At 45.5% G+C, this 14,240-nt stretch carries 15 protein-coding genes; 7 read left to right on the top strand and 8 right to left on the bottom strand.

What is annotated here, in order from left to right:
• Nucleotides 1–25 precede the first annotated feature (25 nt).
• Both B5E64_RS07060 and B5E64_RS07055 read left to right on the top strand, forming a co-directional pair.
• A complete protein-coding gene (locus B5E64_RS07060) occupies nucleotides 26–568 on the top strand; it encodes a hypothetical protein (RefSeq protein WP_087167821.1) in 543 nt (180 codons plus the stop codon).
• On the top strand, nucleotides 471–773 hold the full coding sequence (locus B5E64_RS07055) for a hypothetical protein (RefSeq protein ID WP_087167820.1): 303 nt from the start codon (nucleotides 471–473) through the stop codon (nucleotides 771–773). The genes B5E64_RS07060 and B5E64_RS07055 overlap by 98 nt, the downstream gene beginning before the upstream one ends.
• Nucleotides 774–786: 13 nt before the next feature.
• Here the strand turns inward: B5E64_RS07055 and B5E64_RS07050 are convergent, their stop codons facing one another.
• Nucleotides 787–1,266, bottom strand: coding sequence for an acyl-CoA thioesterase (locus B5E64_RS07050; protein ID WP_242958930.1), 480 nt, complete (start codon nucleotides 1,264–1,266; stop codon nucleotides 787–789).
• A gap of 80 nt (nucleotides 1,267–1,346) precedes the next feature.
• On the opposite strand from B5E64_RS07050, the gene truA reads away from it, so the two are divergent.
• Complete coding sequence (truA, locus tag B5E64_RS07045) at nucleotides 1,347–2,090, top strand: tRNA pseudouridine(38-40) synthase TruA (RefSeq protein ID WP_087167819.1); 744 nt, start codon at nucleotides 1,347–1,349, stop codon at nucleotides 2,088–2,090.
• Between the two features lie 473 nt (nucleotides 2,091–2,563).
• Here truA and B5E64_RS07035 read toward each other — a convergent pair whose 3' ends face one another.
• On the bottom strand, nucleotides 2,564–3,454 hold the full coding sequence (locus B5E64_RS07035; protein ID WP_330677387.1) for a patatin family protein: 891 nt from the start codon (nucleotides 3,452–3,454) through the stop codon (nucleotides 2,564–2,566).
• A gap of 139 nt (nucleotides 3,455–3,593) precedes the next feature.
• Here B5E64_RS07035 and B5E64_RS07030 point away from each other — a divergent pair, with 139 nt between their 5' ends.
• The gene (locus B5E64_RS07030) at nucleotides 3,594–4,838 is read left to right on the top strand and encodes an aminopeptidase P family protein (RefSeq protein ID WP_087167817.1); all 1,245 of its coding nucleotides are present in this window, start codon (nucleotides 3,594–3,596) and stop codon (nucleotides 4,836–4,838) included.
• A 133-nt stretch (nucleotides 4,839–4,971) separates the two neighbouring features.
• Nucleotides 4,972–6,612, top strand: coding sequence for an ATP-binding cassette domain-containing protein (locus B5E64_RS07025; protein ID WP_087167816.1), 1,641 nt, complete (start codon nucleotides 4,972–4,974; stop codon nucleotides 6,610–6,612).
• A 70-nt stretch (nucleotides 6,613–6,682) separates the two neighbouring features.
• Here the strand turns inward: B5E64_RS07025 and B5E64_RS07020 are convergent, their stop codons facing one another.
• Nucleotides 6,683–7,315 (bottom strand): histidine phosphatase family protein, encoded by a 633-nt coding sequence (locus tag B5E64_RS07020; protein WP_087167815.1) that lies wholly within the window; start codon nucleotides 7,313–7,315, stop codon nucleotides 6,683–6,685.
• Nucleotides 7,316–7,458: 143 nt separating this feature from the next.
• On the opposite strand from B5E64_RS07020, the gene B5E64_RS07015 reads away from it, so the two are divergent.
• Nucleotides 7,459–7,938, top strand: a complete 480-nt coding sequence (locus B5E64_RS07015) for an S-ribosylhomocysteine lyase (RefSeq protein WP_087167814.1) — start codon at nucleotides 7,459–7,461, stop codon at nucleotides 7,936–7,938.
• Nucleotides 7,939–7,972: 34 nt separating this feature from the next.
• Here B5E64_RS07015 and B5E64_RS07010 read toward each other — a convergent pair whose 3' ends face one another.
• From B5E64_RS07010 to B5E64_RS06995, 4 genes are read right to left on the bottom strand one after another with little or no spacing between them, the layout of a single operon-like run.
• Nucleotides 7,973–8,521, bottom strand: a complete 549-nt coding sequence (locus B5E64_RS07010) for a DUF5662 family protein (RefSeq protein WP_087167813.1) — start codon at nucleotides 8,519–8,521, stop codon at nucleotides 7,973–7,975.
• Between the two features lie 22 nt (nucleotides 8,522–8,543).
• Entirely contained in the window at nucleotides 8,544–9,218 is a 675-nt protein-coding gene (locus B5E64_RS07005; protein ID WP_087167812.1) for a TraX family protein, read from the bottom strand.
• Nucleotides 9,190–10,920 carry an alpha-amylase family glycosyl hydrolase gene (locus tag B5E64_RS07000; protein ID WP_087167811.1) on the bottom strand — a complete coding sequence of 577 codons (1,731 nt, stop codon included), beginning with the start codon at nucleotides 10,918–10,920 and terminating at the stop codon, nucleotides 9,190–9,192. The genes B5E64_RS07005 and B5E64_RS07000 overlap by 29 nt, the downstream gene beginning before the upstream one ends.
• A 27-nt stretch (nucleotides 10,921–10,947) precedes the next feature.
• On the bottom strand, nucleotides 10,948–11,946 hold the full coding sequence (locus tag B5E64_RS06995; protein WP_087167810.1) for a substrate-binding domain-containing protein: 999 nt from the start codon (nucleotides 11,944–11,946) through the stop codon (nucleotides 10,948–10,950).
• Nucleotides 11,947–12,102: 156 nt separating this feature from the next.
• Here B5E64_RS06995 and B5E64_RS06990 point away from each other — a divergent pair, with 156 nt between their 5' ends.
• Nucleotides 12,103–12,399: a DUF1292 domain-containing protein gene (locus B5E64_RS06990; RefSeq protein ID WP_087167809.1), complete on the top strand. Its 297-nt coding sequence runs from the start codon at nucleotides 12,103–12,105 to the stop codon at nucleotides 12,397–12,399.
• On the opposite strand, the gene B5E64_RS06985 is transcribed toward B5E64_RS06990, so the two are convergent.
• A complete protein-coding gene (locus tag B5E64_RS06985; RefSeq protein ID WP_087167808.1) occupies nucleotides 12,371–14,239 on the bottom strand; it encodes an ATP-dependent helicase in 1,869 nt (622 codons plus the stop codon). The genes B5E64_RS06990 and B5E64_RS06985 overlap by 29 nt on opposite strands.
• Nucleotide 14,240 lies beyond the last annotated feature (1 nt).

The raw sequence follows: 14,240 nt of genomic DNA, 5'->3' as shown, positions 1-14,240 counted from the left end.
CGGATCAGATAGGAGATGCAAACATATGAAGAACAAAACTCCATTTCCCATGACACCTTTCGATATGCTGGTAGTACCTGAACATCTTCATATTATGAAGCTGTTCCTCCCCTATCTGCCTTCCGGCACTCAGAAAATTCTGGCTGTTTGGATCAAATATATGGAGCTTCATAATACACTTGCATATTTCCGGAACTTCCCTCATTTTGGCCTGGGGGAATGTCTCTCGCCAAAACAGGCGGGCGCAATGGAAATTTTCGAAGAGCTCCGCCCGTATATGAAGGAAGACGAGGCCGAACAGATCGATATGGCTCTTTCCGCCATGAGCATGATGGAAATGATGAATGCTGCCGGTCCCGCAGAAGAACATCCCGGCCCGGCAGATCTGCTCCGGTCCATGATGCCTTCCGGCACGGACGACATGTTCGATCTCTACAGTCAAATGTTTGAAAAAGGAGGCGAAGCTGAAGATGAATCCGAAGGACAGCCAGTGGGCGGAATGGATGAAGAATCCTGCGATCCGGAACCTGGATCCGCTGAAACAGGAACTGATACGGACAGCATTTGACAGGACACAGGGAAAAACAGGCCGGAATCTGGCGCCTGTCATGATGTCTTTGATCACTCAGGCAAATCAAAAAGGAATCCGATTTTCCGAGGATGAAATGACTTTGATTCTCCAGTTTTTAAAGGAAGGGAAAAGCAAGGAAGAACAGGCCCGAATCGACCAGATGGTCGCCTTTGTCAATGCTGCATGGAAAAAGAGGAACTGAATACAGTTCCTCTTTAAAATCCTTCTTCTTTTCTCATCAGGCGGTTTTCTCTTCTTTTCAGAGCCCCTTCCCACTCGGCCTTTTCTGTCTCAGACTCGACTATCAGACGGGGAACTTCTTTTGGACGGTCATTTTCGTCCAGCGCCACTACCGTAAAATAAGCACGGTTGATCGGCCGGCGCATGCCGGTCGGATCCTCCACATAGGTATCTACCCTGATTTCCATGGATGTGTGTCCTGTATAAGTCATTTTCGCCCGGATCACAACCATATCATTTTGATAAGCCCCGCGGATGAACCGGAGATTATCTACTGAAGCTGTTGTAATATTGCTCATGCAATGACGCTTTGCTACAATACCGGCTGCCTCGTCAATCCACTGCATCAAAACGCCCCCAAACAGACGACCGGCTGAATTCAGATGGGTAGGCCGCACCAGATGGACCGTCTCCACCATGGAATCCTCGACTCTCTTTGGTATGATTTCACTCATAATTTTAACCTCTTTTTGACTTTCTTTTTTCCTTTTTTTATTATATCATGGTACTACAAAAGAAAAAAGGAGTAAAATCTATGCGAAATATCAGACTGACAATAGAATACGACGGCTCCAGATACCACGGCTGGCAGAGACTCGGAGCCGGCGAGGATACTTTCAGTACCATTTCCGGAAAACTTTCTGAAGTAATTTTCCGGATGACCGGTCAGAAATCAGAGCTTTTCTGTGCTTCCAGGACAGAGACCGGAGTCCATGCCTACGCACAGACGGTCAATTTCCATACAGGCTGCAGCCTCAGTGCCAGGGAAATCAAGCATTATCTTAACCGCTACCTCCCTTCCGACATTGCTGTTCTGGAAGTAGAGGATATGCCGGAGCGTTTCCACGCTTCCTTAAACGCAAAGAAACGCACCTATATCTACCGGATCTCCACTGCAGAAGTGCCGGATGTATTCGAACGGAAGTATGTATATCATCTGTTTAAGAAACCGGATATTGAGAAGATGCGTGAAGCATCCGGACTTCTGGTTGGACGCCACGATTTTCAGCACTTCTCTTCCTCTAAAAAGAAAAAAGGCGGAGTCAAGGAAATCTTCTCCATTGACATATACGGAAGCGGGGATGAACTGGAATTCACTATCACTGCCAATGACTTCCTTCATAATATGGCACGGATCATCATCTCCACACTCCTGGATATCGGACAGGGAATGCGTCCGGTTGACGATATCGGACGGATCTTTGACGGCAAAGAAGCCGCATCTGATCCGATCGATCCAAAAGGCCTGTTCTTCCAGGAGGCAGAATATCCACAATAGTACAGACAAAAGGCCAGAAAGGACAGGGCACGACTGAACCTTTTCTTTCCGGCCTTTTTTAATACAACAGTTTGCTGAATATCGATGTAATCAGAACATCCACGACCGTGCAGCCTGAACAGATCCGCCAGGTATACAATCCCCATTTTCTGCGCTTTATCTGAAAAAGACAGATAAAAATCAAAGAACCGATATAAATGCTGTATCTTAAAATCACGTATAGATTTAAAAAACATGAAATCATATCTTTTACCAACCAAACTATAAGAAGCTCAACATAAGTCGATTTTCTCCTGTTTTAGAGAGACATTTTTTCAATCCAATATTATCTTCATTACAAATTCGATTCAATAATTATACCGTTAATTTCATGCTAAATTTATGTTAAAGCATTTTTTCGCATCTATTATTATCACCTGTCGGCACAAAATAAGACCAGTTGCCACTTCAGCTGATCTTATTTGCTTTTCGTTTTATTTATTTAAATATTCCAGCAGTCTTTCATACTCTTCTTTCATCTGCACATAGCCGTGCTCATAGAACGATGTAAGACGATCGTAATTCTTTTCCATTCTTCCTATCGTTTTTATCTTCGGACGGAGGACAAAAATTTCTCCTTTCCGTTCCAACTGCTCAATCTGCTCCATCTGCTTATTGTAAACATAAGGACGTCTCAGGATCGTCCGGACCAGATTCGGATATTTCTTATATGCAGCGCGATAGATTCTGGTTTCTCCAAGGGACGGTTTCTTCTTCCGATAGCCCTCGTTTCTTGTCAGAATGACAATAATCTTTTTCCTTCCCTTTTTTAAAGCTCTTTCGATCGGCACGGAATCTGCAAGTCCTCCATCCAGATACGGAACTCCGTCAATCCGGACAATCGGAGCTGCCAGCGGCATACTGCTGGAAGCCCGGCAGATTTTTAGAAGCCGTTCTTTTTCTTTTCTCTCATCGAGATACTCTGCTTTCCCGGTCTCGCAGTTTGTCACTACCTGATCACATTTCATCTCCGACTGGAAGTACGTGTCAAAGTCAAATGGAATCAGCTCTTTTGGATACCGGTCAAAAATGAGATCCATATCCATCATGCTTTTTTCCTTGACCATCTTGCGCAGGCCCAGATAAAAGTCATATTCTTTTTCCTTGTGTATCATGCACTTTTTCGTGCGTCCGATCTGCCTGGACACATAATCGATTGCGTTGCAGGCCCCTGCGGATACTCCGATCACGTCGGTTGTGTAAAAATCTTTTTCCATAAGAAAGTCAAGCACTCCGGAGGTAAATACTCCTCTTGTCGCGCCTCCTTCCAGAACAAGAACCGCAGGAATCAGTTTGTTATTCTGGCTATTCTGTCTTTCGTCCATTTTTCTCCTCCTGCTTTCAAATTTTGCCTTTGTCTTTTATAGTATCAGCTTCTTTTCATGAAGTAAACAATGAATTTGATCTTTTTCTTTCTTCCTGTGTTATACTGGTTTCAACGAATGAACAAGGAGGAACTTATTTATGATCAGCAAAGAATTTCATGCTTCCAGACGGGCGCTCTACGCTTCTGTTCTGAATGAGAATTCTGTCGGATTTGTCTTTTCCGGCACAGAAAAGGAATGGAAAGGGGATGAAATGTATCCTTTTACACCCTATGCCAATTTTTATTATCTGACAGGATTTTCCTATCCGGATGCTGTCCTGATGGTTGTCAAGAGAAACGGCGTTATCCGGGAGACATTGTTTATCGATCACCCGGATGAAAAGGCTGCCCGCTGGACCGGCGTCTCTTACACAAAGGAAAGCGTCAAGGAAGAAACCGGCATCGAACAGGTGGAGTATCTGGAGCGTTTTGAAAAATCTATTCCGCTGTTTGGCGAGCCGGGCCTGATTCATCAGGTTTATATCGACATTCCCGGATGGGAGCGTCCGTTTGTTAAAAATGAGGCCCGTAGCTTTGCCTGCCGCATCCATAACTTTGATCCTACTCTTCCGGTTTATAACACCTTTCAGGATCTGGCGCGGTTCCGCCAGGTAAAAACAAAGGAAGAAATCGCACTGCACCGCAAAGCCTGTGAGATTACGGAAATCGGCGTAAAAAACATGCTCTCCCATTTGAAACCGGACATGTATGAATACGAAAGCGAAGCGTACTTTGATTTTTCCCTGAAGTCCCACAATGCTGCGCACGCGTTTCCAACCATTGCTGCTTCCGGTCCGAATGCCTGCTGCATGCATTACAGTGACAACGACCGTCTGATGAAAGATGGAGACATGATTTTATATGATCTTGGTGCCAAATGGGGCGGATATGACGCGGATGTCAGTCGGACCTATCCGATAAACGGACATTTTACCGAGGAGCAGAAAACCCTTTACAACATCGTTTTAAAAGGGCTGGATGCTGCCATTGCTGCGACGAAACCGGGCCAGCCGAAAAACGAGCTGCAGGAATTAAGCAAACAGGTGATGGCGGAAGAACTGATCCGGATTGGCATGATCGAAAAGCCGGAAGAAATCATTCGCTACTATTTTCATGGATCCGGCCATTATATTGGTCTTTATACGCATGATGTAGGGGACGATAACGCCCTTCTGGAAGAGGACATGGTCTTCACCCTGGAACCGGGGCTCTACTTCGATGAGCTTGGGATCGGCATCCGAATTGAAGACACTCTTGTTGTGACAAAGGACGGCTGTGAAGTACTCAGCGGAGGAATCCCGAAAACAGTTGAGGAAATCGAAGCATTCATGCAGAAGTCATAAGCCGGCACAACTCGTTCATTTACCGGATTCTGCCGGGGAAATCCCTTGCCAAGTGGATATGGATTGTGATAAGATAGGCGATGGTTATTATGACGCAGACAATCTGAATTCACGTAAAGGAGAACGAAACGCTATGATCAGTACAAATAATGTCACACTTCGCGTTGGGAAAAAAGCGCTGTTTGAAGACGTAACGATCAAATTCACCGAAGGCAACTGTTATGGACTGATTGGCGCCAACGGGGCCGGAAAATCTACTTTTCTGAAGATTCTTTCCGGACAGCTGGAGCCGACGAACGGGGAAGTGATCATTACACCGGGAGAGCGTCTTTCTTTCCTTCAGCAGGATCATTTTAAATATGATGAATACATGGTTTTGGACACCGTAATTATGGGAAATGCGCGGTTATACGAAATCATGAAAGAAAAAGAGGCGCTCTATGCCAAAGAAGACTTTACCGATGAAGACGGCATGAAAGCAAGTGAGCTCGAAGGAGAATTTGCTACCATGAACGGATGGGAGGCAGAATCTGACGCAGCCAGTCTGTTAAATGGTCTTGGCATTGAAACGGATCTTCATTATCAGTATATGAAAAATCTGACCGGTGCACAGAAGGTGAAGGTTCTGCTTGCACAGGCACTGTTCGGAAATCCGGATATCCTTCTTCTGGACGAGCCGACCAACCATCTGGATCTGGATGCCATCGCATGGCTGGAAGAATTCTTGATCAACTTTGAGAATACAGTCATCGTAGTCTCCCACGACCGTTATTTCCTGAACAAAGTCTGCACTCAGATCGCAGATATCGATTATGGAAAAATCCAGCTCTATGCAGGAAACTATGATTTCTGGTATGAGTCCAGCCAGCTTTTGATCCGGCAGATGAAAGAAGCAAACAAGAAGAAGGAAGAAAAGATCAAAGAGCTCAAAGAGTTTATCTCCCGTTTCAGCGCCAATGCTTCCAAATCCAAGCAGGCGACTTCCAGAAAGAAGGCTCTGGAAAAGATTCAGCTCGATGAAATCCGTCCTTCCAGCAGAAAATACCCGTACATCGACTTCCGTCCAAACCGTGAAATCGGTAATGAAGTTCTGACAGTGGAAAATCTGACCAAGACTATTGACGGAGTGAAAGTTCTGGATCATTTAAGCTTCACCATCAATCACGATGACAAAGTCGCTTTTGTCGGAAGTAACGAGCTTGCAAAGACAACCCTCTTCCGCATTCTCGCAGGAGAGCTTGAGCCGGATGAAGGTACCTACAAATGGGGGATCACAACTTCTCAGGCCTATTTCCCAAAGGACAGCGGAAAAGAATTTGACAGTAACTATACGATCACAGAATGGCTGACACAGTATTCTGAAGAAAAGGACGTGACTTATGTCCGTGGCTTCCTTGGCCGTATGCTCTTTGGAGGAGACGATGGAATGAAGCGTGTCAATGTTCTCTCAGGCGGGGAAAAGGTACGCTGCCTCCTTTCCAAGATGATGATTTCGGGAGCCAATGTTCTGATTTTCGATGAGCCGACCAACCATCTGGATATGGAATCCATCACTGCGCTTAACAATGGTATGATCAAATTCCCGGGAGTGATTCTTTTCTCTTCCCGCGACCACCAGATTGTACAGACAACAGCAAACCGGATTATGGAAATCATGCCGAACGGCCAGATGATTGACAAGATCACAACCTATGATGAATATCTGGAAAGCGATGAGATGGCCAGAAAACGCCAGACTTATACTACTACAGCTGAAGAAGAGGAAGATGACTAAAATACCAGACGTGTATCTTCCATAAAAAATCCCCGTCCTGCGGCCAGATACGCAAGACGGGGATTTTAAGTTACCATGGTTTGACTTCTTCTGTATAGTAGGTTTTTCCTTCTTCTACAATCCGGTATTCTTCCGGTGTCACGTCCACGATTGTCACCGCACAGTTCTTGTGAACTCCCGTTCCCCAGAAATTTTTGACATCTGCTCCCTTCATATGACATAAAAGAGCACAGAGTGCTGCGCCGTGGGTCGCAATCAGAATCGTCTGCCCTGCACGTGCAGGATCCTGACGAAGCTCCTCCAGAAATTCCCCCGTTCTTTTCAGGACATCCTCAAAGGATTCTCCTCCTTTTGGTGGACGGTACTTTTCCGGAGCATGGAAAAACTGGAAAAACTCCGGATCCGGAATTTCAGATGCCTCTTCTTTACAGATCAGCCCTTCGTAAATGCCAAATCCCATCTCCTCGATTCTCTTCTCATCGAGAATTGGAACATTACGGTCTCCGAGAACAAGCTCTGCCGTCCTTCTGGCACGCTTCAGAGGACTGGTATAAGCCACATCAAAAGGGACGGTGCTTAATGCCTCTCCTGTTTCTTCCGCCAGATGCTCTCCAAAGGCATTCAATGGAATATCCGACTTTCCCTGCAGTTTTTTCACTTTATTCCAGTCCGTCTCACCATGACGAATCAAATATAAACGCATAAGTAACCCTCCTGATTCTTTATCAAATCTCAGTGTCCTAACACTCTTTTCCTATTTTAACACAACCTGAGATTCATTTCAGTATTCCCTTGCCCTTTTTAACAAATCAGTCTATACTTACTAAGTGAAAGGAGAGGAACAACATGGAAAAAATTGCAAGTTTTACGATAAATCATCTGACCCTTCTTCCAGGTGTCTATGTGTCACGAAAGGATACTGTGGGGGATTCTGTTATTACGACATTCGATCTTCGAATGACCCGGCCGAACTATGAACCGGTAATGAATACCGCAGAGGTTCACACGATCGAGCATCTGGGGGCAACATTTCTGAGAAACCATAAGGGATTCGGGGTAAAAACCATTTATTTCGGACCTATGGGATGCCGTACCGGATTTTATCTGGTGCTTGCAGGCGACTATGAATCCCGGGACATTCTTCCGCTTTTAAATGATATGTTTGATTTTATTGCCGGATTTGAAGGAGAAGTTCCGGGAGCTTCCGCCAGGGACTGCGGGAACTATCTGGATATGAACCTTCCGATGGCCCGCTATCTTGCAGCAAAATATAAAAAAGAAGTGCTGGATCATATTACAGAGGAGCGTCTTGTTTATCCGGACTAATCTGAAAATTTCAAAGAGAGAGTACAGTCTGAGTCTACAGACTGTGCTCTCTCTTTCTTTTTTTGATTACCCGTTTCAGATAAGAAAAAGTCTTCTCCTCTCCCTCTTCCGCCAGCATGCGCAAAAGCTTTTCCAGTACTTTCTTTGTATGTGGATGAAGAAACCGGGCTGAACAGCCCCTCTCATAATATTCCAGCGGACAGCGATCCGTATATGACTCTTTTTTATATGTTTTGGATGCCGCAATCCGGTCCAGAAACATCTCAAAAATATACCTGTCCGGCATCCTCATGCCGCAGATCCCGTCTTCCGGACGAAGTCCATAATCCATCCAGTACTCATAATGATGCTTGTTGCGTCCCTTATGGTGCAGCCAGGCAGTTGAGCAGCCTTTGTCCTCCCGTTCGGCATTATTCGGGCTTCTGTTGCCTTGAAAATAACGACAGCCGACAAGAAACTCGCACGGCGAATATTTCGACAAGTCATGCAACAGTCCCTGCCTGTACAGTCCCACCCGAAAACAATATTTCATCACCAGAAATTTATGCCGGTTGATTGTACAAAAATGTCCCCAGACGTTCATTGTGTTTCCTTTCTCTTTGTTGTTACTGTTTGATCCACCACCGGATTCCCGCCAGAAGCGCAAGATGCAACGGATAAAACAGATAAAAGATTTTTTTCATATCCCTTCCTTTTTCTCCGCTGTAAAGATGGAGAGGAATCAAGGACAAAACCGCAAACATCTGTCTTCCTCCCATCAGTAAAACATTGACGGCTGCAAGAGATATATCGCGCTTTAGATTTTCATTGTAAAAGCAGTAACAGAATAAAATCATCAAAAGTCCCATGGAACTATAGTCTGTCGCAAAAAATTCTGCTGCCAGAAGAACCATAAGTACAGAAAAACACCTGAATACCATGTTTTCAAAATACAGCCAGAAATAAAGCATCAGAACTCCTAGCGCAAACGTAAAAAGAACATTCTGTCTTCCAGGATAAACAGGTGTTCCGAAAAAAGCAAGATCGTAAAATGGCTCCGAGACAACAGCGAAAGCAAACAGCCTGAGACCGTAACTGACGATGTTCCTCGTGTACATGAATCCGACTGCCGTCGTGAAAGCAAAGATCGGAAACGAAATCCTCCCGATCACATCCAGAATCCACAGGTCCGGAAAAAAGATCAGTCCGACGTGATCGATCAACATTGTAATCAGTCCGGTCCACTTCAACTGACACGCAGAAATCTCCGGCCTATTTTTTACAAGTATCTTCTGATTCATATGCCTCCCCTGTAAATACCGCTATGGATCTCGCCTCAATCACTGCCTTGCGCTCCTGACAGACTTCACCATTGCTTTCTAAAAATCCTTCCTGGACTGTTGTGGTAAAAATCTTCCTCCAGTGTTTTCCTTTTGGCAGAGACGGCAATGCAAAGGTATGATTTTCCCAGTGCATATTGTAGGCAATATAAAGATCTTTCTCCCTCTTGGTCGCGCCACTGTAAAAGACTCCAAGTTGTCTGCTTGCAATCTCATTCGGAACCTGCCATGCATTCTCTCCGTGATAAGACACATCCGGCACTCCACAGTGGGTCAGATCGATTCCCTGACATTCTTCTGCCGGGTGAAGGATCCTGTGCTCTTTCCGGAAACGGATCAGCGCTTTGACATAATCTGTCAGCCACTGCTCTTTCTCCGCCTTTTTCCAGTTTACCCAGGCAATATCATTGTCCTGACAATACACATTATTGTTTCCATTCTGAGAATTTGCGAACTCGTCTCCTGCCAGAATACACGGCGTCCCCTGAGCCATCAGAAGCAGGAAAAATGCATTGCGCATCTGCTGCTCTCTGAGTTTTACAACCGCTTTTTTTCGTGTCGGACCTTCTACTCCGCAATTCCAGCTGTAATTGTAGTCCGGTCCATCATGATTATTCTCGCCATTTAATTCATTATGCTTTCCATCATAGGAGACAAGATCACAAAGCGTAAATCCAGTGTGATCCGTAATATAATGATACTGATGGTCATTTTGACAGAGATGCTTCAAATGCCAGATGACACTCTCGATCATACCTTCGTCTCCCTTCAGGAAACGCCGCATAACTGTTTGAAACTCGTCATTTTTCACAATCAGCTTCAGATTCTTCAGATAATCATCACTCTGAATCACTTCCAGCGGAACCGTATATGGATTTACGACAAAACCGTCTGCATGAAACTCCTGCCGGTAATATCTCAGGCATTCGATCATCTTTTGTTTCGGCATGGCATCGTAAAACGGCAGGTGAAGGATTACCTCAATCCCTGCCTGATGGCATGTCTTGACCATCTCTTTTAATTCCCGGACCGGATTGGAGCTGGCGTAACGGCTCTTCGGAGCAAAACAGTAGGCCTCGCCATATCCCCAGTAATTCCTTGCAAGTCTGATGTGATCTTCAAACTCATAGACCGGCATGCACTGAATCTGATTGATGCCAAGCTCTTTCAGATACGGAATTTTTTCAATAATGCCTCCAAAAGTTCCTCTGTTTTTTACTTTAGATCCCTGACTTTTTGTATATCCGCGCACATGAAGGCTGTAGGCGATGATATCCTCATCCGGAAGATCCAGCGGGCGGTCATTGTCCCAGTCAAAATCCGGTGCACAGAGAAGCGCCCTCACATATTCGGTCTCCAGACCGTTTTCGTCCTGTCCGGTATACTTTCTGATCCCATGGGCATACGGGTCTACATAGGGCTCGTCATCAATAAAGTACAGATACTCATCTCCATCCTTAAGACCTCTCTGGATACCGGATGAACGGATATCTCCATAAAGAATATCTTCTTCCATGCTGATCTCCCGATATGGCTCTGTCTTTTTCCCCCGGTAGATACAAAGCCTGCAGTTCTTTCCTTTCGGAACCGCTACAGAAAAGGAAATCCCCTCCTCTGTCCATAATACTCCTGCCGGCACAGGTCGTTTTTCTCCATGTGTCATAACTTTTAATCCTTTCCGGCGGCAGTGCTACTGCCAGCCATCGACTCCGTACATTTCAACATTGCTTCTATCAATGTAAAGTACTTCCTCTAATGTCTCTTCTTCATATCTTTCCCCGTTCATAATCTGAAATGCCACTGTCACTGCAGATTTGCCAATATTGATCGGCGACTGTGCAGCAATTCCGGCAACCAGACTGTCATCCTTAGCAAGTTCCTGCTTTAACTCCGGCGAACCGTCTACACTGTAGATCATCATCTCTGTTCTGCCTGCTTCCTCGATGGCATCCAGCGCACCAAGAGCAATCTGGTCATTTCCGCACATGACCGCTGTAATATGCTCCTGCTCTTGCAGGATGGATGCCATTTGTTTCTTCGCCTCTTCACGTTCGCCATATGTCTCGGCTCTCGACACAACTTCAAAGCCTTCTCCGGCAATTGTCTCCTCAAATCCGTTAAACCTGTCAATAATTGAATTCTGTGTTGTGCACTCCAGGATCACAACCTGTCCGCCATCCGGAGCAGCCTCGATCAGCTTTTCGCCGCAGATAACCCCCGCGCTCGTATTGTCAGAACCGATATAGGCATCGACATCCTCCCGGTTCTGTACCTGTGTATCAAGATTAATGATCTTAATATCTGATTCCTTTAACTCTGTTACTGCAGGCTGAATCTTCTCCCAGTCTACCGGACATAAAAAAATCGCTTCAATTCCGTCCGAAATCATCTCACGTATCTGCTGGATCTGTGTTGTGGAATCTCCCTTCGGATCTTTGGATATCAAAGTGCTGCCCGCCTCTTCAACGGCCTCCCTGATAGATGCCTCCAGCGTGTCATAATAGGGATTGTCCATGTTAATACAGGAAAAACCTAATTTATATGATTCGGTTTCAACTTCTTCTTCTTCCTCTGCCGGGACCGGATTGTCTTCCGGAGTACCGCCTGCCGGTTTGGCGCAGGCCACAAGTCCCAGACTGAAAACAAGCAATAGTGCAACAATACCTGCTGCCCATCTTTTGAACTTCATATTCTTTCCTCCCGATGTTGTACTAATCAGTTTTATTGTAACTTTTCCCCGTAGGGAATGTCAATAGTTTAAAATTTCATTCATTTTTTGTTTCCCCTTGCTTTTTATGAACGGGTCTGATACAGTAAATTTATCAACACAAAGGAGAGAAAGAGTATGGAAGATCAAAATTTAACTGTCACTCTTACGCTTGATAATGACGAGGAGCTGGAATGCGATGTGCTGACTATCTTTTCTGCCGGTACACATGAATATATTGCCCTGCTTCCTCTGGATGAAAATGGGGACGCAAATGAAAACGGGGATGTATTTCTTTACCGCTACGAAGAGATTGACGGCGAGCCGAATCTTTCCAACATCGAGGATGATGATGAGTATGAAGCGGCCGCTGATGCATTTGATGAGTGGCTTGATGAGCAGGAATTTAACGAGCTTCTTGACGAGGACGAGTAAATAGTTCCTGGACAAAACGGGATGGATAAACTTCCTTCCCGTTTTTTTCTTTGACATAACAGATGGAAAGCTCTTCCTTTGCGCGCGTCATGGCAACATAAAACAGCCTTCTCTCCTCTTCGATTTCCTCTTCCACAATGGCTTTCCTGTGGGGAATACTGCCTTCCTGCGCTTCAATGATATAAACACAGCGGTATTCCAGGCCTTTGGCTCCGTGCATCGTCAGTAAAGCTGTTTTCCCCTTTGTAAACTTTTCTTCCTTTTCCATCTGACGGATCCGGTCTGTATAAACCTGTGTGAAATCAATCCACTCTTTCATGGTATCCATCTTTTTCATGCTCTGGGCAAGTTCATCTACAATCTCGGTAAGCTCTGCCTCCTCAATCTGCATCTTCTGCGAATACTCTTTCAGATACTCCTGATATCCGGTCTTTTTCAGAAGAAACTGAAATGCCGCATATGGCGCCATCCTGGAAACTGCCTCCATATCTTCTTCGAAAGCATCAATTCTGTCCAGCATCCACTCTTTATCACAGTAAAATAATTTCAGATCCTCAAAATCTGTCCGCTCTTTCTCCAGAGCACTCCGGCTGATGTAACGGTTCGGGCGGTTGATTACCCGCAGAAAATCACTGCGGTTTCTTTCCCCCATGGCAATCCGAAAATATGCCTTCATATCTTCCGCAATAAAATGCTCAAAGAGATGGAATGCTTTTTCTTTCATAAAAAAAGGAATCCCCCGGTTCATAAAGGCAGACATTACCATAGAAGCGTCCTGTACGGTCCGGAAAATGACTGAGATCTCTTCCGGCGGCACTCCTTCTTCCAGTTTCTTTTTTACAGCGGCTGCGACATACTCAGCCTCCTGCTCCATGTCTTTTAATTCCTGTACATGAACCGGCTTTCCCCGGTCATGGACCGCTTCAAGATCTTTGGAAAAGCGGAACTTGTTTTTCCGGATCACTTTTCCGGAAGCCTGTACAATAAACGCGCTGCTCCGGTAGTTCACGGATAGCCGGACAAGCGATGCCTGAGGAAAATCCTCCATAAACTGTTTCATGATGCCCGGTGTGGCCCCGCGAAACCCGTAAATCGCCTGATCATCATCTCCTACCACAAAAAGGTTCGCCCTCTTCCCCGCAAGTAATTTGATAATCTCGTACTGTATTTTGCTGCTGTCCTGAAACTCATCGATCAAAATGTAAGGATATCGTTCCTGCCATTTCTTCAGGATCTGAGGCTGACGACAGAATAACTGATAACACAGCAGAAGCATATCATCAAAATCGATCCGGCCGGCCTCTTTTTTCCGCTTCTCGTAGGCATGGTAGATCTGCCGGTCTTCCGGATCATCCGTAATTCCGGAAAATCCTCCGTTATTTTTTACCTTCCCGATCATAAGAAGGACATCTTTGTCTTTCGGGCGTTTCCGGTTTTCTCTTTCCACATCCCTGACCGCTGCTTCTGCCATGGCCTTCTGTTCTTCTTCCGTCAAAATCTGATCCGGAGCAAGATGATAAATCTGACGGAGCATTCCATAATAAATGCCGTGGAATGTCCCGAAGGTCACCGGACAATGTTTCAGTCCCATCCTGGCAAGGAAACGCTCTTTCATTTCCTTTACCGCATACTTGGTGAAGGTAATAACCAGTATCTCCTCAGGCCGGATCCTGAAATGGCGAATCATCCATTCCAGACGTCCCGTAATCACAGCCGTCTTTCCGGAACCCGGTCCTGCAAGGACCATACATGGTCCTTCACGGTGGCAGACCGCCTCCCTCTGTGCCTCATTAAAATCGGAAAGCGGGGGTCTTTCTCCCCCGCTGTGCTTTTTTTCCATA

This window comes from Drancourtella sp. An12, assembly GCF_002160935.1.
Classification (GTDB): domain Bacteria; phylum Bacillota; class Clostridia; order Lachnospirales; family Lachnospiraceae; genus Sellimonas; species Sellimonas catena.
This window is presented reverse-complemented; position numbering and strand designations above follow the sequence as displayed.